This is a genomic window from Amycolatopsis pittospori (assembly GCF_013870525.1).
Lineage (GTDB): Bacteria > Actinomycetota > Actinomycetes > Mycobacteriales > Pseudonocardiaceae > Amycolatopsis > Amycolatopsis pittospori.
On the sequence record NZ_JACBXD010000029.1, the window covers coordinates 16,919 to 38,482 of the forward strand.

A 21,564-nucleotide genomic window follows, 5' to 3' on the forward strand; every position below is an offset into this window, starting at 1 on the left:
GTCACTACGCGCGGCGGGCCTGCGACCTAGCCGGGTATGCGACGGTGAGCACACGCCCGAGTCGGGATAATGGACATCGGACGCGAGTGGGAAGTGAGGTGGTCGGAGTGGGTCTGTTCGACTCGCTGCGCCGGCGCTCTAAAGGCGGGCAAAAGCCCGGTACGCTGCGGAAAGCCTCTTCAAACGACTTCAAGCACCTTGAGGAGTGGGCCGCGTCGAGGACGGGTGTCGAGGCCTATGTGGAGCCGAAGACCAACGTCACGGAGACCACAGTCGTCCTCATCGCGCACGACGGCGAGTGGACGCGGCGCCGGATCGACAGCCTGGACGCCGCGCAGCAGTTCGGTCGCAAACGGTCGATCCCCGTGTACGAGGTGGCGCGGGTCGGCTATCCGAAGCGGATGCGGGAGTACACCGAGCGGAAGAAACGCGGCGAAGCCTGACGGGTTTCGGCTGGTCACAGGTCCGGTCCGTGAAGGCCTCCTTCCCTACCCTCAAGGTAGTGAAGGAGGCCTTCACGGACCGACGCCTGTCCTACGCGGACTGGGCCAGCAGGAGCAGATGCCGTTCCAGCAGCGCGCGGAACGCCGGGTGGACCGTCGTGCCCAGCGCCGGGTCGATCTCGACCGTTCGCCATCCGTCGCCGACAGCCGTGAGAAGCACCACGGCGGGGTCGGCGATCACGACCACCCCGCCTTCCGCGCGCAGTTCCGCCGTGCCGAGCAGACGCGGGAAGACGACGTCGGCGGGCAGTCCGTCACAGGTCAGCAGGAACTCCCGGTAATCGGCCGGCAGCCGGAGCCCGAGCCGTACCTCCGCCGCGTCGACGTTGCGGGCGGACGCCGCCGGGGGCGCGGTCCCGCCGCCGCGTAGCCGGAGGATGCCCGCGACCATCTCGCGCCACGTCCCGGTGTCCGGCGGGTAGCGCTCGTACAAGCCCGCGACGAGCGCCCCGGCGCACACCCTGGTCCAGTCGCCGAGTCCGAGCGGGTCCGCTCCCGCGGCCAGACGCGGCGCGAGCGGCCGCGACGCGGCGAGCACGGCGACGTCCGGGCGAGCCTGTTGCGAGGCGATCTCCGCCCAGACGTCGACGTCGCCTCGCGCGACGGCCTCGCGCAACCGGTCCGGCCGGGACGGCCCGAGATGCGACACCGCCTCGCCGATCGGGGAGCCGCTGAAGAGACCGTCGAGATCGGACACGCGCCGGGCGAGGTGCGTTTCGTGGGCGCGTTCCTCGGCGTCGAGGTCGAGCGGCGTCAGCGCCGCGGCCCACTCCGGCCGCCCGCCGTTCGCTTCGAAGAGCATCGCCCACGCGCGCGCCTGCACGGCGCCGGGGACGAGCGCTGTCACGGGACGTTCGGTGAGCGCGTGCCAATGCGTGATCAGCCTGTCGGCTTCCGCCATCGCCCCGGACGCCGCGAACAGCAACGCGGCGTGCCCGATCCGGTCGTCGAGCGTCGCCTCGTCACCGCTCAGCACATCCCTGATCGCGCCTTCCAGATACGCGTCCCTGTCCACGGAAACGACCTTGCCACAAGGAATGACCTCGGTGCGACGCCGATCCACTCACGCCGGCCGTCGCCTCAGAGCGGGTGATCGAATTCGACCCAAGGGGGTCCGGCCCCTCGATCAGCCCGAGAACATCGCCGGCGTGGCCAAGACGCAGAACGCCGTGAGTCGGATCCTCTACGAGCTTTCACAGCCAAGACCTCGCCGACCTCGAGCCATCCCCGTCACCGTCCACATCGGACACTGAGCGGGACCCTGCGGGCCGGCGTTCGGCCAGCTCGTGGACACGCCTCTGGAGTGAAACGCGTGAAGGCCCTCTTCCCTCGGCTGAGCAGAGGGAAGAGGGCCTTCACGCGCGAGGATCAGCCGTTGGCGGCGATGTCCGCGAGGACGGCGGCGATGGTGCGGACCGGGACGCCGGTGCCGCCCTTGCCGGTGTAGCCCCACGGGCCGGCGGTGTTGAACGACGGGCCCGCGATGTCGATGTGCGCCCAGGGCAGGCCGTCGGCGACGAACTCGCGCAGGAAGATGCCCGCGGCGAGCATGCCGCCCCAGCGGTGCCCGGTCACGTTCGCCAGGTCGGCGAGACGCGAGTCGAGGTCGGCGCGCAGTTCCTCCGGCAGCGGCATGGCCCAGCCGCCCTCACCGGTCGCCTGCGCGATACCGGCGATCCGGTCGCGGAACTCGTCCGAGCCCATGACACCCGCGGTGCGGTTGCCCAGCGCGACGAGCTGCGCGCCGGTCAGCGTCGAGGTCTCGATCAGGTAGTCGGGGTTCTCCTCGCCCGCGCGCACGATCGCGTCGGCCAGCACGAGACGGCCTTCGGCGTCGGTGTTGAGCACCTCGACGGTCTTGCCCCCGTACATGCTGAGCACGTCGCCCGGCCGGTACGAGGTGGCCGAGGGCAGGTTCTCCGCCAGCGGGATGTGCGCGACGACCTCGAGCGGGTACTTCAGCTTCGCGGCCAGCACCACGGAGGCGAGCACGGCGGCCGCGCCCGACATGTCCGAGGTCATGTGGTCCATGTTCGCGGCGGGCTTGATCGAGATGCCGCCCGAGTCGAAGGTGATGCCCTTGCCGACCAGCGCGACCTTCTTCGACGCCTTCGCCGGCTTGTAGGCGAGACGCAGCAGACGCGGCTGACGGGAGGAGCCGCCGCCGACGCCGAGGATGCCGCCGAAGCCCTTGCGCTTGAGCGCCTTTTCGTCGAGGACCTCGAATTCGAGGTTGTTCGCCTCGGCCAGGGTCTTCGCGCGGTCGGCGAAGGAGGCCGGGAACAGGTCGTTCGGCGGGGTGTTGATCAGGTCGCGGGCGATGATCACCGACTCCGCGATCAGGGTGGCGGCCTTGAGGGTCGCCTTGTGGTCCTTCGCGGTGCCCTCTTCGGGGCTCACGAAGTCGACCTTGGCGACCGGGCCGTCGCCCTTCTCGGAGCGGTACGCGGTGAAGGTGTACGCGCCGAGCGCGGTGCCCTCGACGGCGGCCTGCAGGTCGATCGCCGACAGTGTGACGAACGCGCGGTCGGTGCCGCTCAGCGCCCGCGCCGCGGCACCCGCGCCCCGGCGGACCTGCTCGGCGGTGACGCCGTTCTCGCCCGCCTTGCCGAGGCCGACGGCCAGCACGACACCGGCGGACAGCTTGCCCAGCGTCGGGACCTTGACGACCTCGTCGGCCTTGCCGGACGCGCCCAGCGTCCCGAGGACGTCGGCGAGTTTGCCGTCGAAGGCGGCATCGGCAACGGAGGAGCCGGCGGCGAGCGCCAGGCCGTCCTCGCCCTGCAGGGTTCCGATGACGACGACGTCGGCGCGCGTCTTGGCAAGCGCCGCTTCGGCGTTCTCGGTCAGGGCAAGCTTCGGCACGGTCACTTCTGGCTCCTCGCGCGTTCGCGGTGGTACCGGGCGGGTGCCCGGTTGGATCGTGAGCCATGCTAATGACAGCGGGACCTGGGGGAACAGCGGGGCCGACCGGGTCACTCGGTGTACAGGAAGGGAGACGGCGTGCGGCTGGCGGGCGGTCTGTTCATCGCACTCGCGGTGGGCACCTCCGGAGCGGACTATTGGGTGCTGCTCGCGGCGGTGGTCGCGGTCTTGGTCGCCGTCGCGGCGGAGGCGTTGCTGCCGCCGCTGGGGGAGACGCGAGCGGATCGGATCGTGGGCTCCGTTTCGCGGCTGGGCCTCGTCCTCGTCTTCGCGACGACGTTCGGCCAGTACCTGTTTCCGTCCGCTCCGGGCATCGCCGCGGCGGTGTTCGCCGTCGTCGCGGCCGTCGCCGATCTCGCCGGGGTCCGCCTCGGCGACCACGCCGCCCGCTGGGTCACCGGCGTGCTGCTCGTGGCGGCCGCCTCCCTGATCGCGATCTGCGTCGCCATCCCGCCGCTGGCGCAGTTCATCGCGCCGGATCCGCCGTCCGTACCCGGTCTCGGCCTCGCCGTCCTGGTGCTGCTGCCGTTCCTGCTGCCCCGCCGTCCCGGCGCGGGCCGCGCGGCCGCGGTGGGCCTGGTGGCCGTGGTGATCGTCGGCGTCGCCCTCTACCAGCTGGGACCGATCCGGCTGGGACTCTCCGCGACGTCGTTCCGCGAACTCCTCGCCGCGGCCGACGCGGTCTCGCTGCTGCCCGTGCTTTCGGTGGTGGTCGCGGTGGCGACCGTGCCGGTCGCGGTGGACGCCTTCACCGAGGGCCGGGAGCGGCTGTCCCCGGAACGTCCGAAGGCGACACTCGCTTGTGGACTGATCGTGGCCGTCGCGGCGGCCTTCGCTGGGCCGGTCGTGGCCCTCGGGCTCGCGGGAGTGGGAACGGTCGCGGAACTGGTTCTGCGGGTCCGCGCCCGTGGGTACCGTGCAAGGCGTGCGTGATCCTCTCTGGACCCCGGGCGACACGGTCGTCGAGCGCTTCCTCCGGCCGGACGGCTCGATCGGTCAGCATCACCCGCTGCGCGTCATCGCCGACGACGGCGAAGTGCTGCTCGGCTGGCTCCCGGCCGACACCCCGATCATCGGCAGCAGGCTCGCCGACGGACGGCTCTTCCGCGAGGCGCCGCTCGAGGAGCGGTTCCGGGTGCCGAGGGTGCGGGTGCCGGATTTCTGGCGCGACACCTCGACGCTGCGCCGGATCGCCGACGACGAATGGTCGTCGGTCTGGTGGTTCTTCGACGCCGCGGGACGCTTCCTCAACTGGTACGTCAACCTCGAGGTCCCGATGGGGCGCACGTCGTCCGGGCCCGACCGGATCGACGGCATCCTCGACGTCGCCGTCGAACCCGGCGGAAGCTGGCAGTGGAAGGACGAGGACGAGGCCGAGGAGGCCGTCCTCGCCGGGCGGATCACCGCCGCGCAGTTGGAGCGGCTGAGGGCCGAAGGCGAGCGCATCGGGGCGCTCGCGGACGCCGGGTCGTTCCCCTTCGACGGCACCTGGACCGACTTCCGGCCGGAGCCGGACTGGCGGGCGCCCGTTCTCCCCGAGGGGCTGCTCTAGCTCACCTGGAGGAGGAGCAGCAGCACCAGCACGACGTTGATCACGGTAAGGATGACCACCGACTTGGTGGACAGTTCACGCGGGAACACCTTGCCGTGGATGCTGCGCCACCAAAAGATGCCGAAGCCGCCCCCGACCAGGCCGAGGAACGCGCCGAAGCCGCTGTCCAGCAGGGCCCAGCCGTCCATCATCAGCAGGCCGGTGCCGAAGGTGAGCAGCACCGCCGTCGCGAACGTCTTGACGTCGGCACCCTTGCCGACGGTGGCCGGTCGCGCCGGGTGTGCGGGCTGCATCTGGTTGTACGTCACGAACCCATCCTAGGGGCGCGAGCCCTCATCCGTTCGTCGCGATGGACAGATCGCGAGAGGTAAAGATATGCGGACGTCCGACTAACGTGGGTCCGACCAAGCGTTATCGTCTTAGGCATGACGACCTCGACGCAGTTCACCCACCTCCCGCACCCGAGCCCCGCGAGCCCGGAACGCGTCGCGGACGTATTGGCCGCACCCGGTTTCGGTCTGTACTTCACCGATCACATGGTGACCGTGAAGTGGAGCGCCGAGCAGGGCTGGCACGACGCGACCGTCGGGCCGTACGCGCCTTTCACGCTGGACCCGGCGACCTCCGTGCTGCACTACGGCCAGGCGATCTTCGAAGGCCTCAAAGCGTACCGTCAACCGGACGGCACCGTCGCGGCCTTCCGGCCCGACGCCAACGCTGTCCGGTTCCGGAACTCGGCCGAGCGGCTCGCCATGCCGCAGCTGCCGGTGGAGGTGTTCCTCGACTCGATCCGTGAACTGATCGCCGTCGACAACCGCTGGATCCCGACGAAGCAGGGCGAGTCGCTGTACCTGCGGCCGTTCATGATCTCCACCGAGGCCGGGCTCGGCGTCAACCGTCCCGCGAACGAGTACCTCTACGCGCTGATCGGCTCGCCCGCCGGCTCGTACTTCTCCGGCGGCGTCAAGCCGGTGAGCGTCTGGCTCTCCACCGAGTACGTGCGCGCCGTCCCCGGCGGCACCGGCGAGGCGAAATGCGCCGGCAACTACGCGGCGTCGTTCGTGGCGCAGGCGCAGGCCGTCGAAAAGGGCTGCGACCAGGTCGTCTGGCTCGACGCCGTCGAGCGGCGCTGGGTCGAGGAGATGGGCGGGATGAACCTGTTCTTCGTCTTCGGCTCCGGCGACGAAGCCCGCGTCGTGACCCCGGAACTGACCGGCTCGCTGCTGCCGGGCGTCACCCGCAAGTCACTGCTGGAGCTGGCGAAGTCGCTCGGCCACCAGGTCGAGGAGCGTCGGATCTCCACCGAAGAGTGGGAAAAGGCCGCCGCGTCGGGTGAGCTGACCGAGGTGTTCGCCTGCGGGACCGCGGCCGTCATCACGCCGGTCGGGCACGTGAAGCACGCGGGCGGGGAGTTCTCCGTCGCCGGCGGCCAGCCGGGCGAACTGACCATGAAGCTGCGCGGCGCGCTGACCGGCATCCAGGAGGGCACGCGGCCCGCCCCGGAAGGCTGGATGTACCCGCTGGGCTGATCTTCGGCGGTCCGCATTCAGAGGACTAAACGCGAGAGGGAGCTGAGCCCTCGCCGGTCCGCAGACCGGCAAGAGTGCCGTGAAGGCCTCCTTCCCTACGCTCAAGGTAGGGAAGGAGGCCTTCACGGACTTCCGGGACCGAAGACGGCCCGCATTCAGAGGACTAAATGCGAAGCGTCAGGTGGCGGGGACGTCGATCAGCGGCCCGCTCACCCCGGACTGCTCGTGCGTCGCCATCTCCGCGAGCACCCGCGTCGCCATGAACACCAGCGGCAGCGCGACGACCGCGCCCGTTCCCTCGCCGAGCCGGACGTCCAGGTCCAGGATCGGGTCCAGGTCGAGGTGCTCCAGCGCGAGCGCGTGCGCGGGTTCGCCGCCGAGCTGGCCGGCGGTCCACCATTGCCGCGCGCCGGGCACGAGTTCCTCGGCGACCAGCGCGGCCGCGGCGGCGACCAGGCCGTCCAGGATCACAGGGGTCTTGCGGAGCGAGGCCTGCGCGAGGAATCCGGTCATCGCGGCGATGTCGGCGCCGGCGGCGGTGCGCAGGAGAGCGACCGGGTCGGCCAGTACCGTCCGGGCCCGCCGGAGCGCGTCGCGGACGGCGGCGGCCTTGCGCATCCAGGCGTTGTCGTCGATACCCGATCCGCGGCCGACGACGGCCACCGGTTCGCTGCCGGTCAGCGCCGCGACCAGGACCGAGGCCGGGGTGCTGTTCCCGATCCCGAGGTCGCCCGCGATGAGCAGGTCGGCCCCGCCGTCGACCTCGGCGTCGGCGATCGCCCGGCCCGCGCGGACGGCGGCGCGCGCCTCTTCGTCGGTCAGGGCGTCTTCGACGTCGATGGAGCCGGAGCCGCGCCGCACCTTGTACTCGCCGATGGACCGCGTCGCGGGGGCGTCGCTGTCCACGGCCATGTCGACGACCCGGACGCTCGCGCCGGCGGAGGCCGCCAGCACGTTGATCGCCGCGCCACCGGTCAGCATGCTGCCGACGAGTTGCGCGGTGACCTCGCCCGGATAGGCCGAGACGCCCTTCGCGGCGATGCCGTGGTCCCCGGCGAACACCACGACGCGGGGCCGCGTGAACGGGCGAGGCGGTGACTGGCCCTGGCAGGCCGCGACCCAGACGCCCAGTTCTTCGAGCCTGCCCAGCGAGCCCGCGGGCTTGATCAATTTCGAGTGGAGGGCGATCGCCGCCGAGCGTGCGTGTTCATCAGGTTGCTCGACTTCGGCGAACTCGAGGATTTCGTCGTCCAACGCCTTGCCCTTCGGATCGCTTCGGTGGCCGGGCCCAACCTACCGACCCGGCTGTGCCAGAGTTGCCTGTGGCTCAGACGAAGGCGGCCGGGGTGGTGCTCGCGAGCGGTGCGGGCACCCGGGTCGGCGCCAAGCTCAACAAGGTCTACCTGCCGGTGGCGGGCAGGCGGGTCGTCGCGTGGTCGCTCGACGCCTTCGCCCGCGTACCCGGCATCGACGTGCTCGTGCTGGTCATCCGGCCGCAGGACACCGAGCTCGCGCGGGAGGTGCTCGCCGCGCATCCGGGTGAGGTCGAACTCGTGCACGGTGGCGCGACGCGTCAGGGTTCGGAGCTGAACGCCTTGCGCCACTTGGCTTCCCGGATCGGAAGCGGCGAGATCGACGCGGTGCTGCTGCACGACGCGGCCCGTCCGCTCGTCACCCCGGAACTGATCGCGGACGTCCTCGCCGACACGCGGCGGTATGGGGGAGCGGTGCCCGGCATCGCCGCCGACGACATCGTGCGTGTGGACGGTGACACCGTTTCCGGGGAATTGCCGGGCGCCATCCGGGTGCAGACACCACAGGGTTTCCGCGCGGCCCCGTTGCTGGAGGCGTACGAAACGGCCGAGCGCGAGGGTTTCGTCGGCACGGACACGTCTTCGTGCATGGAAAGGTTCTCCGCGCTGCCGGTGCGGTGGGTTCCGGGCAGCGCGGAGAACCTCAAGATCACCTACCCGCACGACCTCGTTGTCGCCGAGCAGGTGATCGGCCGAGGTTAGGGATCTCCCTGGTCGGCCTTGCCGGTTCCGTTGGCCGGCAGGATGGTGACCGGCTGGCGCGCGTCCATCGGGATCGCGCAGTCCGGATGTGGTTGCAGCAACTGGATCGGCGCCGCGACGTCGCCGGGCGGCGGGATGGTGAGCACCGCGCGCAGCGTCCAGTCGGCCGTGGAGTGGTACTGCCACGAGACGAGTGCGGGCTGGAAGACGTCCGTGTCGGGGAGTGTGGTGACCCGGTAGGCGCTCGCCCGTTCCTCACCGCGCAGGACCAGGACATCGGCGCAGGTCTCCCATTGGAACACCGCGGCGCAGACTTCGGGCTCCTCCCGGGGGCCGAAGATGTAGACGACCCACCGGCGTCTTCGAAGCTCTTCGAGCAGTTCGTCGATGCTCAGATGGTTCATCGAGCCCCCCAACGGGTTTCGGGAACTCTGCGGAGAGTAACAGGTGTACTAGAGCACCGTCCAGAATGTGTACTAGTACGTAATAATGGGGTGTGAGCAGGATCCTTGGTGCTCGTCCATGGGTGTGCTAGAACGCTTGTGCGCACCGCGCGACCTTGTTAGGAGTCACCTTGCCCGCCGTCGAACGACCTGAACCGCCGTATCTCCAGATCGCGGGAAACATTCGCGACGACATCGTTTCGGGCAGGCTCAAGGAAGGCGACGCGGTGCCGTCCGCGCGCGAGATCGCGAGGAACTGGAACGTCGCCATGGCGACGGCGATGAAGGTGCTCTCGACATTGCGGGCCGAAGGTCTGGTCCGCGCGGTACGCGGCATCGGGACAGTGGTGCAGACCAGAGCGCTGCACCGCTCCGCGCACGATCGGACGATCTCGATCGCGCGAACCGGCAAGGTCTATCCACCGGGCCACTACGCGAAAATCCGTGAGGCCGGGCTCGTCCCGGCGCCGGAGCGGGTGGCGGACGCGCTCGGTATCGACGAGGGCGCTCCCGCGATCCGGCGGCGGCGGACCACGTACGCCGGCGACGAAGTGCCGGTGTCGACGTCGGTCTCCTGGTTCGACGGCGCGCTCGCGGCGAAGTCGCCGCTGCTGTTCGAGACCAGGCGGATCGTCGAAGGAACGGTCAAATACGTCGCGGATCAGACCGGGCGGGTTCTCACGTCGACGCATACTCAGCACGCCGCGGGGCTGGCGGGTGCCGAGGACGCGGCGGAACTCGGCGTGGCCGAAGGTACGGCGATCTTGTTGAGCCGCAACAGGTTTCTCTCCGCGGAGGGTGACGTGCTGGAGTACGGCGAATCGTCGGCCTTGCCGAATCAGTGGGTTTTCTACGAATACAACATCGAGGACGGGGCATGAAGCACATTCACGCGGGTAAGGTCCGGGACCTTTACGAAATCGACGACGACATTCTGCTCGTCGCGTCCGATCGCGTTTCGGTCTACGACGTCTCGCTGCCGACCCCGATCCCGGACAAGGGCGCGCTGCTGAACCAGCTTTCCGCCTGGTGGTTCGAAAAGATGGCCGACGTGGTACCGAACCACGTCGTCTCCACGACCGACGTCCCGGCCGAATTCGCCGGCCGTGCCATGCGCTGCAAGCCGCTGAAGATGATCCAGGTCGAATGCATCGCGCGCGGCTACCTCACCGGTCTCGGAATGCGTGAATACCAGCGCGACGGCAAGGTCTCCGGGGTCGAGTTGCCCGCGGGTCTCGTCGAGGCGGACAAGCTGCCCGAGCCGATCTTCACGCCCACCACGAAGATCTCCGACACCGGACACGACGAATTCATGACCTTCGCCGAGGTCGTGAACGACATCGGCCAGGAGACCGCGGACCGTCTCCGCGACCTGACGATCGAGGTCTACACCAAGGGCGCCGAGCACGCGGCGAAGAACGGCATCATCATCGCCGACACCAAGATCGAATTCGGTTTCGACGCCGACGGTGTGCTGACGCTCGGGGACGAGGTCCTCACCTCGGACTCCTCGCGGTTCTGGCCCGCCGACGACTGGCAGCCGGGGCGGACGCAGCACGCGTTCGACAAGCAGTTCGTCCGCGACTGGTCCGCGAGCACCGGCTGGGACAAGACGCCGCCCGGGCCGGAGATCCCCGACGAGATCGTCGAGGCGACCCGCAAGCGATACACCGAGGTCTACGAGAGGATCACCGGGAACACCTGGGTTCCCGGTGGTGGCCATGCCTGACCCGCAGGTCTACGACCCGTACCGGCTGATCGACGACGTCGTGGGCCTGCTGATCCAGCGGGGCCACCGGCCGGAGCGGCTCGACGGCCGGGCGGGCGACCGCGTCGTCGGGGCGAGCAGGCTGCTGCGGGGACTGGGAATCGACCCGCTTCGCGCACCCGCCGACGCCCTCGACCTCGACGGTCAGATCGCTTACCAGTCCCGGGTGCACGGCGACTGACGCCCGAAGTCCGTGAAGGCCTCCTTGAGGGACTTGAATCAGCCCCGTGGCGCGAAGCGCCTCCGTTGAGGGCGGTGGCGGGGGCATGGATGGACCCTCAAGGAGGCCTTCACGGACCAACCCCGCATTTGGTCGACTAAGTGCGGGGGAGGGGATCAGGGCGAGCGGGTCAGGGTGGGGTCGGTCTCGACGACGCCGTCGAGGGCCTCGTCGATGGCGGCGAGAAGATCCGCGTCCAGCTTCACGCCGGCCGCCTTCACATTCTCGTGCACCTGCTCCGGACGCGAAGCGCCGATGATCGCCGAAGCGACGTTCGGGTTCTGCAACACCCACGCCACGGACAGCTGGGCCAGCGACAGGCCTGCCTTGTCCGCGATCGGCTGCAGCCGCTGGACACGTTCGAGGACGTCGTCGTTGAGGAAGCGGGCGACCATGTTGGCGCCGCCCTTCTCGTCCGTCGCGCGGGAGCCCTCGGGCAGCGGCTGACCGGGCTTGTACTTGCCGGTGAGCACGCCCTGCGCGATCGGCGACCAGACGATCTGGCTGAGGCCCTCACGCTCGGACGCCGGGACGACCTGCGCCTCGATGACCCGCCACAGCGCGTTGTACTGCGGCTGGTTCGAGATGAACGGCACCTTCAGCTCGCGTGCGATCGCGGCGCCCTGGGTGATCTGCTCGGCGGTCCACTCCGAAACGCCGATGTAGAGCACCTTGCCCTGGCGGACGAGGTCGGCGAAGGCGAGGAACGTCTCTTCGAGCGGGACGGTCCGGTCGAAGCGGTGCGCCTGGTAGAGGTCGACGTAGTCGGTGCCGAGTCGCTTCAGCGAAGCGTTCGCCGACTCCATGATGTGCTTGCGGCCGAGGCCCTGGTCGTTGGGACCCTTGGGGCCGGTCGGCCAGTAGACCTTGGTGAAGATCTCCAGGCTTTCGCGCCGCAGGCCCTTGAGTCCGCGGCCGAGTACCGATTCGGCGGCCGTGTTGGCGTAAACATCGGCGGTGTCGAAGGTGGTGATGCCCGCGTCGAGCGCGGCCTTGATGCAGGACTGCGCCTGGTCCTCTTCCACCTGGGACCCGTGGGTGAGCCAGTTGCCGTACGAGATCTCACTGACATTGAGGCCGCTGCGGCCTAGGCGTCGGAACTCCATGAGCCCGACTCTACCCCAGGCCGTTAGGTAGGCTAACGACCTGGGTTTCGCCTGCTCAGACCTTGTCGCCGGGCTTGACCCGCGGCTTCGGGACGCGCAGCTTGCGGATCTGGCTCGCCCGGATGAAGGAGTACCAGCCGACCGAGGTGCCCTTGACCACTTCGTTCGGGAACTTCAGGCGGACCATCTTCGCGATCCGGCGTCCGCTGAGCACGCCTTCGACGATCATGCCGAGCAGCATCACTGTGCACAGCAGGGTCGCGTAGCGCTGCACGTCCGGGTACGGCACCAGCAGCGCGACGAACACCAGGATCGCGAGCGGCATGAAGAGACCGAGCAGGTTGCGTCGCGAGTCGACGAGGTCGCGGATGTAGGCCTTGACCGGCCCGCGGTCGCGCGGGAGCAGGTACTTGTCGTCGCCCGCCATCATCTTCTCGCGGCGTTCCTTGGCCGCGTTGCGCTGCTTGGCCTTGTACTCCGGGTCGGCCTTCGCGGACTTGCGGAGTTCCTTGTTGCGCTTCATCGCCTCCCGCATGGTGGTCGGGGGCGGCGCCACCGGACCACGGCGCTTGGCCTCGGCCTCACGCCGCTTGGGCGTGGCCTTGCCCTTTCCGGGCGTATAGGCCTTGGCCTGGACCTCGACGGCCTCGTTGTCGAGGGTCTCGGTGTCGGTCGTGGCGGAGTCTGTGGTGCTACGGCGCAGGAACCTCACCTCACCAGGGTAGTCGCGGGCGTCACGGTGCCACGCACCAGGCCGAGCGATATGTCACCATGGAGGGGAACAGATCGGGACTCCGACGTGTTGGACCATGTGCAAGACGAGTACCCGCAGCGAGTTCGACCAGAGGGAGAACCATGACGACCGCTGAGCAGGCAGGCGCAGCTCAGGCCGAAACCGCCGAGGAGACCCACGGCGTCACGTTGACCGACTCCGCGGCCTCCAAGGCGAAGGCCCTGCTCGAGCAGGAGGGCCGCGACGACATGCACCTGCGCATCGCCGTCCAGCCCGGCGGGTGCGCGGGTCTGCGTTACCAGCTGTTCTTCGACGAGCGCACGCTCGACGGCGACCTGTTCCGGGACTTCGACGGCCTCCGCGTCGCCGTCGACCGGATGAGCGCGCCGTACGTGTCCAGCGCCGTGATCGACTTCGTCGACTCGATCGAGAAGCAGGGCTTCACGATCGACAACCCCAACGCGACGGGTAGCTGCGCCTGCGGCGACAGCTTCCACTGACGCGAATCGGGCACGAAGAAGGGCCGCGAACCTCACCCAGGTCGCGGCCCTTCTTCATGCCCGCCGAACTTGCGGACTCTCAGCGGATCAGACGTAGGCGTCCAGATCGGCGACCTGGGCGAGGCACCGCTCGTCCACGGTCCACGGCGGAGCGATCTGCCGGGGCAGGGGCAGGTTCTCGGCCTGGAGGGACGAAGGGATGCCGGCACAGTCGGCGATGAGTTCGCCGATCGATTCCGGTTCTAGGTGATACGCGGAAGAGGTCACGAACGACAAGTTAATGACTCGCGTTCGAGTAGGACACCACTACCAACCGGTAGTGTTCATGGCCGTGCTTGAAGCAACCCGTATGGGGCATGACCTGCGGGTAACTTAGCCGTCCTCGTTCCGGCGAGGCCGACCGATCAAGGAGAACCGGTGGCAGACAGCGCCAGGATCGCAGTATCCGGCAGTATCGCAACCGACCACCTCATGCACTTCCCGGGCAGGTTCGCCGAGCAGCTCATCGCCGAGCAGCTGCACCGCGTGTCCCTGAGCTTCCTGGCCGACGACCTCGTCGTCCGGCGGGGCGGGATCGGCGCGAACATCGCCTTCGGACTCGGTGTCCTGGGCAAGCGCCCGATCCTGGTCGGTGCGGTGGGCTCCGACTTCGCCGACTACCGCTCGTGGCTCGAGCGGCACGGTGTCGACACCGCCGGCGTGCTGGTGTCCGAGGTCGCGCACACCGCACGCTTCGTCTGCACCACCGATGAGGACCTCTGCCAGATCGCCACCTTCTACGCCGGCGCGATGGCCGAATCCCGCAACATCGAACTCGAGCCGGTCGCCGCGCACGCCGGTGAGCTGTCTCTCGTGCTGATCAGCCCGGACGACCCCGAGGGTATGGTCCGGCACGCCGAGGAGTGCCGCCAGCGCGGCTACCCCTTCGCCGTCGACCCCTCGCAGCAGCTCGCCCGGATGGACGGCGAGCAGGTGCGCTCCTTCGTCGAGGGCGCGAAGTACCTGTTCAGCAACGACTACGAATGGGAGCTGCTGCTCCAGAAGACCGGCTGGACCGAGGCCGACGTCCTCGACCGCGTCGGCATGCGGATCACGACGCTCGGGGAGAAGGGCGTCGAGATCATCGGCAAGGACGGCCTCGCGCTGCAGATCGGCGCCGTCCCGGAGCGCGGCAAGGTCGACCCGACCGGCGTCGGCGACGGCTTCCGCGCCGGGTTCATCGCCGGTATCGACGGCGGCCTCAGCCTGGAGCGTTCGGCCCAGCTGGGGTCGCTGATCGCCGTGCTGGTGCTCGAGACCGTCGGCACGCAGGAATGGTCCTTCCAGCGTGAAGACGTCTTGGGCCGCCTGAAGGAGGCCTTCGGGCCGGAGTCGGCCGAAGAGATCGCCGCGATCCTGCCGGCGTGAGCTGAAAGGTCCACTGACGTCCCTTAAGTCCGTGAAGGCCTCCTTGAGGGACTCAGCGTCCCTCAAGGAGGCCTTCACGGACTTGCGCGAGCAGGGGTGAGGGGAGTGGGTCGGGCATCTGTCACGCGCGTCCGGTCAGGATGCCGGCGACCTCCGCGGGGCGGGACATGTGCGGGCAGTGCCCGGCGTCGATCTCGATCGCGGTGACCCCCAGCCGGTCCCGGGCGGCCTGACGCATCCACTCGGGCTTCAGCGTGCGGTCACGCGTGGGGCCGACCACCGTCGACGGGATCTCCGGCGCGGGCCCGGCGTGGTGCGCCGCGAGCACCGCGGGGCTGAACAGCCGCAGGCTGTCCAGCGCCAGATGTTCGGTCTCGGGGTCGCAGTCGTGGAAAAGGAACTCCGACGCCTTCGCGGGATCCGCGGTCGGGTCCACGCCGATCCATTCAGGGGCGAACAGGGAGACGGCCTCGTCGCGCAGGCTCCGGCCACCGGCGAAATCGGGGATGTAGGCGGCGACCCACACCATCGCCCGCGCGTCGAGCGCTTCGGCGATCGCGGGGAGCAGGACCCCGGTCCCGGAATGGGCCACCACGACCGGCCGTTCGCCGTCGTACTGGTCCCGTGCGTGCTGCGCGTAGCCCTCGACAGGCAGATCGGCCGGGGTCAGCAGGTCCACCGCGATCGCGCGATGCCCGGCGGCCCTGAGCAACTTGGCCACGCGGTCCCAGCCTGCCGGGCTCTGCGTCGTGCCGTGCACGAGGACGAAGTCCATCGCTCCATGCTGGCCTCCACCGGGTGAACGGTGAAGGCCAGTGCGGAGTCGTGACTAGAGTTTCACCGGGTAGACGGGTTCCGGCACCTCGGGCTTGATGCGGTGCTCGACGAAGATGCCGTGCCAGAGCATGAACACCAGCAGCGCCCACAGCTGGCGACTCCGGTCGAGCTGACCGGCCTTGTGCTCCTCCAGCAGCGCCAGGATGGCCTTCTTGTCGAGCAGTTCGTCGGTCCGCGAGTCCGAGATGATGCCCTTGGCCCAGTCGTACATCTCGTTGCGCAGCCACAGCCGGATCGGCACCGGGAAGCCGAGCTTGCGCCGGTTCAGCACATGCGCCGGGATGATCTTCGCCAGCGCCTGGCGTAGCGCGTACTTCGTGGTGCCGTGCGCGAGCTTCTGGTCGAGCGGGATGCTCGCGGCGACCTTGAAGACCTCGGCGTCGAGGAACGGCACACGCAGTTCCAGCGAGTTCGCCATGGTCACCTTGTCGGCCTTGACCAGGATGTCACCGCGCAGCCAGGTGTAGAGGTCGACGTGCTGCATACGCGCGACCGGGTCCCAGCCCTCGGAGACCTTGTACCAAGGAGCGGTGACGTCCTTGAAGCCGACGCCCTCCTCGTACGTGCGCAGCACGTGGCGCAGCTGGTCGTCGCGGAAGTTGCGGGCGTTGCCGTAGTAGCGGTCCTCCAGCGGAAGCGCGCCGCGGCGCAGCAGGTCCTTGCCGCGGGTGCCCTCGGGGATCTTCGTGGAGACCTTGCCGATGATCTTCCGCATGCCGCCGGGGATCTTCTCGAACGGCGCCAGGGAGATCGGCTCGTTGTAGATCGTGTAGCCGCCGAAGAGCTCGTCGGCGCCTTCGCCGGACAGCACGGCCTTGACGTGCTTACGCGCTTCGCGGGCGATGAACCACAGCGGTACGAGCGCCGGGTCGGCCACCGGGTCGTCCAGGTACCAGACGATGAGCGGCAGCGCCTCCATCATCTCGTCCGCCGACACCGTGCGGACCACGTGCTTCACGCCGATCGCGGCGGCCGATTCGGCGGCGACGTCGACCTCGGAGTAGCCCTCGCGCTCGAACCCGGTGGTGAACGCGATGAGGTTCGGGTTGTGCTCCTTCGCCAGCGTCGCGGTCGCGGTGGAGTCGATACCGCCGGAGAGGAACGCGCCGACCGTGACGTCCGGGTCGGAGATCATGTGCTTGCCGACCGAGTCGCGCATGACGTCGGCGATGCGCTCGTACAGCGCGTCCGCCTCGGCCTGGCCGTTGACCGGCTTCGCGCTGAACTGTGGGTGGAAGTAGCGGGTGAACTCGACGTCCCCGCCGGGGACCACGCGGAACGACGTACCGGACTCGACGCGGCGGATCCCGGCGTGCAGCGACTCGGGCTCCGGCACGTACTGGAGCACCAGATAGTGCTGAAGGGCTTTGCGGTCCAGCTTCTCCTCGACGCCGAGCACGCCCGAGAGCTCCAGAAGGCTCTTCTTCTCGCTCGAGAAGGCGACCTTGCCGGGGCCGGCGGAGTAGAACAGCGGTTTGATGCCGAACGGGTCACGCGCGCCGAAGACGACCTTCTCCTGGGAGTCCCAGATCATGAAGGCGAACATGCCGCGCAGCTTCTTCACCGCGTCGTCGCCGAGGTAGTGGTACGCCGCGACGATCGCCTCGCCGTCACCTTCTGTGGCGAACTTCGCACCGTGCTCGGCGGCCAGCTCGTCGCGCAGCTCCCGGTAGTTGTAGATCTCGCCGTTGAAGTTCAGCGTGTAGCGCTCCGGCGCCTCCGGCGGACCCCAGATCAGGGGCTGGTGCGCGTGGTCGACATCGATGAAGGCGAGCCGGTTGAAGCCGTAGACCACCTCGGCGTCGGCCCAGGTGTCGTGCTCGTCGGGGCCGCGGTGCCGCTGGCAGCGCATGGCGGCGTCGACCGCGTCACGGGCGCCGGCCGCGTCGGCTTCGGTCGAACAGATCAGTCCAAGCAGGCCGCACACGTCTAGTTCACACACCTCTTGTTGGCCGAGCGGGGGAGAAGGGCCCAGTATGCCCGTGCGGGCGTACACCCGACCGTGGTGGGGGACACGTGTGTTGGGGTTACCCCTTAGTCAGCGCGGTGCCACAACTCGGCTAGGCTCCGCCCTGTCACAAAGATCGGTCGAGGAGGCTCTGGGTGAAAGGGCAAGGCGCAGTGGGAAATCCAGAGCGCAAGCCAGCTAAGCGGGCTGGTCGCGTAGTCGCACTCGCCGCGCTGGTGATGCTGACCGCGACGGGCTGCTCCGGGGACGAGATCCTCCGATTCGGCTGGCCGGTCGGGGTGACCCCGCAGTCGCACGACATGCGCACGCTGTGGACGTGGACCGTCGTCGCCGCGCTGGTCGTCGGTGTCATCGTCTGGGCGCTGATCTTCTGGACCGCGATCTTCCACCGCAAGAAGAAGACCGCCGACGGCGCGGAGGAGGAACTGCCCCGGCAGTTCCAGTACAACATCCCGCTGGAGATCTTCACGGTCGTCGTCCCGACGATCATGGTCTGCGTGCTGTTCTTCTTCACCGCGACCACCGAGAACCGCGTGCTCGCCGAGACGGAGAACCCCGACGTCACGGTCGACATCGTCGCGTTCCAGTGGAACTGGGAGTTCAAGTACAAGAGCGACTCCAAGAACCACGACGACCCCGAGATCACCACGGTCGGCAGCTCGACCGAGATCCCGCTGCTCGTCCTGCCGACGAAGAAGACGATCCAGTACAACCTGCGGTCGGCCGACGTCATCCACTCGTTCTGGGTGCCGGAGTTCCACTTCAAGCGGGACGTCATGCCGGACCCGGAGAAGAACAACCAGGACTTCACCTTCCAGAACTCGATCGACAAGGAAGGTTCGTTCGTCGGCCGCTGCGCCGAACTGTGCGGCACCTACCACTCGGGGATGAACTTCGAGGTCAGGGCGCTGTCGGCGGACAAGTACGCGCAGTACATCCAGCTCCGCGGCACGGTGAACCCGAAGAGCGGCAAGCCGAACACCGCTTCCGAGGCGCTGACGGCCATGAACTGTGGCGAGCTCTGCTCGCCGTACGCCGTCACCACCACCCCGTTCAACACCGACCGCACCGCGCGGGTCGCGACCAACTGACCCGGCTGTTCGAGCCCGAAACAGGAGTGAGGCAACGTCCATGAAGGTCGAAGGACGGATTTTCTTCCTCGTCGCGGTCTTCTCCGTCGTCGTGGCGGGTATCTACGCGTACATGACCGGAACGATGACCCGGGACGGCGTCGAGCCGGTCGGTGTGGTGGCCCTGATCCTCACCGGTGGCCTGGCCTTCCTGGCCGGGAGCTACCTGCAGTTCGTGGCGCGGCGCATCGAGCCGCGTCCGGAGGACCGGGAAGACGCCGAGATCAGCGACGGCGCCGGTGAGCTGGGCTTCTTCAGCCCGGGCAGCTACTGGCCGATCGGTCTCGCGGCGGCCGCCGCGCTGACCGGTGTCGCGCTCGCGTTCTTCCACATCTGGCTGCTGATCATCGCGCTGGGTTTCGTGATCGTGGCCATCGGCGGGCTGGTCTTCGAGTACCACACCGGTCCGAACCACGACTGACGCTTGTAGTCGTTGGAAGCGGCGCCTCGCTCCGGGAACGGAGTGAGGCGCCGCTTTCGTATGTGCGGGGTCGTGAGTGGCGATTCGGGTTAGAACCCGAATCGCCACTCACGACCCACTGGGCCGAACGGCCACTGGTGTTTCGCGCACCTCGGGCTTGGGCGCCTTCCCGCCCTTCTGGGGTGCCAGGGCGGCGGCGAGGACGGCCAGCATCCCCACACCTTCCAGCCAGGTCGGCCGGTGGTCGTAGGCGAGGGCGTCGACGACCACCGCGACCACGGGGTAGACGTAGGACAGCAGCGCCACCGTCGCTGTCGGCAGTTTGCCGATGCCGGCGTACATCAGGACGTACATCAGCGCGGTGTGCACCGTTCCCAGCAGTACCAGCCACAGCAGCCCTGAGGTGTCCGTAGGCAGCGGCGTGACGAGCAGTGCGGGCGCGAGCACGATCGTGCCGGTCGCCAGCTGGACGGCCGCCAGGACGTGCGGGCGAAGGTGCTTCAGTTGCTTCGCGACGAAGGAGGCGCCGGCGTAGAGCGCGGCCGCGCCGAGGGCGAGCGCGATCCCTTCCAGCCGTACGGGTTTCCCGTCGGCGCCGTGTGCGGACAGCGAGATGAGCGTCACGCCGCCGAACGCGATCAGCGCGCGGATCAACTGGCTCTTCGCCATCCTCTCGCCGAGGAACGCAGCGGCGAGACCGACCAGCATCAGCGGTTGCGTGTGGTAGACGACGGTGCTGACGGAGATCGACGACAGCGCGTACGAAGCGAACAGCAGCACCCAGTTCCCGACCAGGAACAGTCCGCCGAAGACGGCGAGCCCGAGGTCGCGGCGGCTGAGCGTCCAGGGGCGGAGCCAGCCTCGGGCGGCGCTCCACACCAGGAGCAGCAGGCCGCCGACGAGGCTCCGCGCGAACGCCACGGCGGGCGCGTCGGCGCCGCTTTCGAGGACGACGGCACCGATCGTGCCGGAGAGGGCCATCGCGGCCGTCCACTGCAGCAGGGGGTTGTTCTTGGTCATGGCGACCACTTTCGCCCTCTCTTGCCCGCTCAACCAGTGTCAGAGATGACATCGACCGCAAAACTTGTGACACACTCGCCGCATGGATGTGAAGAAGGTCGCGGTGGTGCTCGCGGACCACGTCTCGCCGTTCGAACTCGGGGTCGCGTGCGAGGTCTTCGGCACCGACCGGAGTGCGGACGGCATCGAGGGCTGGGACTTCGCGGTCTGTTCGCCCGGCGGGGACGACGTCCTGAGCTGGTCGGGCTTCGGTCTCAAGGGACTGGAGAGCCTGGACTTCGCGGCGTCCGCCGACCTGCTGATCGTCCCGACCTGCGCACCGCGCAGCGCGAGCCCACCCGAGCCGGTGCTCGAAGTCCTTCGTGACGCGGCCGCCCGGGGTGCCTGGGTCGCGGGCTTCTGCGCTGGCGTCTTCTCGCTCGGCTACGCGGGGCTCCTCGACGGGCGCAACTGCACCGTGCACTGGGTTTACGAACAGGAGTTCCGGTCGCGCTTCCCGACGGCGAAAGTCGACCCGAAGGCGTTGTACGTCGACGACGGCGGCGTGCTCACCAGTGCGGGGACCGTCGCCGCCGTCGACCTGTGCCTGCATCTGGTGCGCGAACTGCGCGGAGTGACCGCGGCCACCGCGCTGGCGAGGCGGATGGTCGCGGCGCCGCACCGGGTCGGCGGGCAGGCGCAGTTCGTGCAGGCACCGGTCCCCGAGACCGCCGCGTCGGACGACACCGTGCTGTCCGAAGCGCTCGAATGGATCGAGCGGCGACTGGATCAGCCGTTCACCGTCGCGGAATTGGCGCGCCGCAGCGGTTTGGGGGAGCGCACCTTCCTGCGCCGCTTCTCGGCGGCCACCGGTACGACCCCGCACCGATGGCTCACCGAACGCCGTCTCGATCGCGCGCAGGCCCTGCTCGAAGAAGGACGTCTGTCCATCGAGGACATCGCGGTCGCTTGCGGCTACGCGTCCGCGGCGGCGCTGCGGCACCAGTTCGGCAAGCTTCGCGGGACCAGTCCGAGCGCCTACCGCAGGACGTTTTCCGTTGGCTAGAAGGAGATTTCCTGTCCGACCGTGACCGTGACGTGGTCGGGGACCTCGTCGTGCCTGTCGCCGACCGACAGTGTCCCGGTCGGTTCGAACAGCAACAGCGACGCACCGTCCACTGAGGACGGTTTGTGATAAGTGCCGCGCGGTACGACGAACACCGAGCCGCGCGGCAGGGTGACGACGCGCTCGCCCGCCTCCTCGCGCAAGGCGATGTCCAACGTTCCGTCGAGGACCAGGAAGAACTCGTCGGTGTTCTCGTGGACGTGCCAGACGTGCTCGCCCGCGACCTTGGCGAGACGTACGTCGTAATCGTTGACGTGGGCGACGATCCGCGGGCTCCAGATCTCGTCGAACCCGGCCAGCGCGGTGCTCAGATCGATCGGCTGCTTGCTCATGGATTCGATCCTGGCCGCTGGACCGTCCGGGGAGTGAGTGCTAGGAATC

At 68.8% G+C, this 21,564-nt stretch carries 25 protein-coding genes; 13 read left to right on the forward strand and 12 right to left on the reverse strand.

Annotated elements, in window-relative coordinates:
* The first annotated feature begins 98 nt into the window (after window positions 1–98).
* Window positions 99–443, forward strand: a complete 345-nt coding sequence (locus H5J31_RS18230) for an oxidoreductase (protein WP_076168163.1) — start codon at window positions 99–101, stop codon at window positions 441–443.
* A 91-nt stretch (window positions 444–534) separates the two neighbouring features.
* Here the strand turns inward: H5J31_RS18230 and H5J31_RS18235 are convergent, their stop codons facing one another.
* Both H5J31_RS18235 and H5J31_RS18240 read right to left on the reverse strand, forming a co-directional pair.
* Complete coding sequence (locus tag H5J31_RS18235; RefSeq protein WP_181773793.1) at window positions 535–1,518, reverse strand: SMI1/KNR4 family protein; 984 nt, start codon at window positions 1,516–1,518, stop codon at window positions 535–537.
* 353 nt (window positions 1,519–1,871) lie between these two features.
* Window positions 1,872–3,374, reverse strand: a complete 1,503-nt coding sequence (locus H5J31_RS18240; RefSeq protein ID WP_181773794.1) for a leucyl aminopeptidase — start codon at window positions 3,372–3,374, stop codon at window positions 1,872–1,874.
* 111 nt (window positions 3,375–3,485) lie between these two features.
* On the opposite strand from H5J31_RS18240, the gene H5J31_RS18245 reads away from it, so the two are divergent.
* Window positions 3,486–4,361, forward strand: coding sequence for a hypothetical protein (locus H5J31_RS18245; protein WP_328701535.1), 876 nt, complete (start codon window positions 3,486–3,488; stop codon window positions 4,359–4,361).
* Window positions 4,354–4,980 (forward strand): DUF402 domain-containing protein, encoded by a 627-nt coding sequence (locus H5J31_RS18250; protein ID WP_181773795.1) that lies wholly within the window; start codon window positions 4,354–4,356, stop codon window positions 4,978–4,980. Before H5J31_RS18245 ends, H5J31_RS18250 begins: the two co-directional genes overlap by 8 nt.
* On the opposite strand, the gene H5J31_RS18255 is transcribed toward H5J31_RS18250, so the two are convergent.
* Window positions 4,977–5,288 (reverse strand): hypothetical protein, encoded by a 312-nt coding sequence (locus H5J31_RS18255; protein WP_181773796.1) that lies wholly within the window; start codon window positions 5,286–5,288, stop codon window positions 4,977–4,979. The genes H5J31_RS18250 and H5J31_RS18255 overlap by 4 nt on opposite strands.
* A 117-nt stretch (window positions 5,289–5,405) precedes the next feature.
* On the opposite strand from H5J31_RS18255, the gene H5J31_RS18260 reads away from it, so the two are divergent.
* Window positions 5,406–6,509, forward strand: a complete 1,104-nt coding sequence (locus tag H5J31_RS18260; RefSeq protein WP_181773797.1) for a branched-chain amino acid aminotransferase — start codon at window positions 5,406–5,408, stop codon at window positions 6,507–6,509.
* Between the two features lie 177 nt (window positions 6,510–6,686).
* On the opposite strand, the gene cobT is transcribed toward H5J31_RS18260, so the two are convergent.
* Complete coding sequence (gene cobT, locus H5J31_RS18265) at window positions 6,687–7,763, reverse strand: nicotinate-nucleotide--dimethylbenzimidazole phosphoribosyltransferase (protein WP_181773798.1); 1,077 nt, start codon at window positions 7,761–7,763, stop codon at window positions 6,687–6,689.
* A 92-nt stretch (window positions 7,764–7,855) separates the two neighbouring features.
* Here cobT and H5J31_RS18270 point away from each other — a divergent pair, with 92 nt between their 5' ends.
* A complete protein-coding gene (locus H5J31_RS18270; protein ID WP_181773853.1) occupies window positions 7,856–8,524 on the forward strand; it encodes an IspD/TarI family cytidylyltransferase in 669 nt (222 codons plus the stop codon).
* On the opposite strand, the gene H5J31_RS18275 is transcribed toward H5J31_RS18270, so the two are convergent.
* A complete protein-coding gene (locus H5J31_RS18275) occupies window positions 8,521–8,928 on the reverse strand; it encodes a hypothetical protein (RefSeq protein WP_181773799.1) in 408 nt (135 codons plus the stop codon). The genes H5J31_RS18270 and H5J31_RS18275 overlap by 4 nt on opposite strands.
* A gap of 170 nt (window positions 8,929–9,098) precedes the next feature.
* Between H5J31_RS18275 and H5J31_RS18280 the strand changes: the two genes are divergently transcribed.
* The 3 genes from H5J31_RS18280 to H5J31_RS18290 are packed head-to-tail and all read left to right on the forward strand — an operon-like array spanning window position 9,099 to window position 10,916.
* Window positions 9,099–9,848, forward strand: a complete 750-nt coding sequence (locus H5J31_RS18280) for a GntR family transcriptional regulator (RefSeq protein ID WP_181773800.1) — start codon at window positions 9,099–9,101, stop codon at window positions 9,846–9,848.
* Window positions 9,845–10,696, forward strand: a complete 852-nt coding sequence (locus H5J31_RS18285) for a phosphoribosylaminoimidazolesuccinocarboxamide synthase (protein ID WP_181773801.1) — start codon at window positions 9,845–9,847, stop codon at window positions 10,694–10,696. The genes H5J31_RS18280 and H5J31_RS18285 overlap by 4 nt, the downstream gene beginning before the upstream one ends.
* Window positions 10,689–10,916, forward strand: a complete 228-nt coding sequence (locus H5J31_RS18290; RefSeq protein ID WP_181773802.1) for a hypothetical protein — start codon at window positions 10,689–10,691, stop codon at window positions 10,914–10,916. The genes H5J31_RS18285 and H5J31_RS18290 overlap by 8 nt, the downstream gene beginning before the upstream one ends.
* A 155-nt stretch (window positions 10,917–11,071) precedes the next feature.
* Here H5J31_RS18290 and H5J31_RS18295 read toward each other — a convergent pair whose 3' ends face one another.
* Window positions 11,072–12,061 carry an aldo/keto reductase family protein gene (locus H5J31_RS18295; RefSeq protein ID WP_181773803.1) on the reverse strand — a complete coding sequence of 330 codons (990 nt, stop codon included), beginning with the start codon at window positions 12,059–12,061 and terminating at the stop codon, window positions 11,072–11,074.
* Window positions 12,062–12,116: 55 nt separating this feature from the next.
* A complete protein-coding gene (locus H5J31_RS18300) occupies window positions 12,117–12,773 on the reverse strand; it encodes a DUF3043 domain-containing protein (protein WP_181773804.1) in 657 nt (218 codons plus the stop codon).
* 143 nt (window positions 12,774–12,916) lie between these two features.
* On the opposite strand from H5J31_RS18300, the gene H5J31_RS18305 reads away from it, so the two are divergent.
* Window positions 12,917–13,294: a HesB/IscA family protein gene (locus H5J31_RS18305; protein ID WP_181773805.1), complete on the forward strand. Its 378-nt coding sequence runs from the start codon at window positions 12,917–12,919 to the stop codon at window positions 13,292–13,294.
* Window positions 13,295–13,381: 87 nt separating this feature from the next.
* On the opposite strand, the gene H5J31_RS18310 is transcribed toward H5J31_RS18305, so the two are convergent.
* On the reverse strand, window positions 13,382–13,570 hold the full coding sequence (locus tag H5J31_RS18310) for a hypothetical protein (protein ID WP_181773806.1): 189 nt from the start codon (window positions 13,568–13,570) through the stop codon (window positions 13,382–13,384).
* Between the two features lie 141 nt (window positions 13,571–13,711).
* Here H5J31_RS18310 and H5J31_RS18315 point away from each other — a divergent pair, with 141 nt between their 5' ends.
* Window positions 13,712–14,701, forward strand: a complete 990-nt coding sequence (locus H5J31_RS18315) for a carbohydrate kinase family protein (RefSeq protein WP_181773807.1) — start codon at window positions 13,712–13,714, stop codon at window positions 14,699–14,701.
* A 121-nt stretch (window positions 14,702–14,822) separates the two neighbouring features.
* On the opposite strand, the gene H5J31_RS18320 is transcribed toward H5J31_RS18315, so the two are convergent.
* Window positions 14,823–15,476, reverse strand: coding sequence for an alpha/beta fold hydrolase (locus H5J31_RS18320; RefSeq protein ID WP_181773808.1), 654 nt, complete (start codon window positions 15,474–15,476; stop codon window positions 14,823–14,825).
* A gap of 54 nt (window positions 15,477–15,530) precedes the next feature.
* Window positions 15,531–17,465 carry an asparagine synthase (glutamine-hydrolyzing) gene (gene asnB / locus H5J31_RS18325; RefSeq protein WP_181773809.1) on the reverse strand — a complete coding sequence of 645 codons (1,935 nt, stop codon included), beginning with the start codon at window positions 17,463–17,465 and terminating at the stop codon, window positions 15,531–15,533.
* 194 nt (window positions 17,466–17,659) lie between these two features.
* On the opposite strand from asnB, the gene ctaC reads away from it, so the two are divergent.
* Together ctaC and H5J31_RS18335 are read left to right on the forward strand one after the other, a co-directional pair.
* Window positions 17,660–18,598 (forward strand): aa3-type cytochrome oxidase subunit II, encoded by a 939-nt coding sequence (gene ctaC, locus H5J31_RS18330; protein WP_181773810.1) that lies wholly within the window; start codon window positions 17,660–17,662, stop codon window positions 18,596–18,598.
* Between the two features lie 40 nt (window positions 18,599–18,638).
* A complete protein-coding gene (locus H5J31_RS18335; RefSeq protein ID WP_181773811.1) occupies window positions 18,639–19,058 on the forward strand; it encodes a cytochrome c oxidase subunit 4 in 420 nt (139 codons plus the stop codon).
* Between the two features lie 108 nt (window positions 19,059–19,166).
* On the opposite strand, the gene H5J31_RS18340 is transcribed toward H5J31_RS18335, so the two are convergent.
* Window positions 19,167–20,078 carry a DMT family transporter gene (locus H5J31_RS18340; protein WP_181773812.1) on the reverse strand — a complete coding sequence of 304 codons (912 nt, stop codon included), beginning with the start codon at window positions 20,076–20,078 and terminating at the stop codon, window positions 19,167–19,169.
* Between the two features lie 82 nt (window positions 20,079–20,160).
* Between H5J31_RS18340 and H5J31_RS18345 the strand changes: the two genes are divergently transcribed.
* On the forward strand, window positions 20,161–21,123 hold the full coding sequence (locus tag H5J31_RS18345; protein ID WP_181773813.1) for a GlxA family transcriptional regulator: 963 nt from the start codon (window positions 20,161–20,163) through the stop codon (window positions 21,121–21,123).
* On the opposite strand, the gene H5J31_RS18350 is transcribed toward H5J31_RS18345, so the two are convergent.
* Entirely contained in the window at window positions 21,120–21,515 is a 396-nt protein-coding gene (locus H5J31_RS18350; RefSeq protein WP_181773814.1) for a cupin domain-containing protein, read from the reverse strand. The genes H5J31_RS18345 and H5J31_RS18350 overlap by 4 nt on opposite strands.
* Window positions 21,516–21,564: the final 49 nt, after the last annotated feature.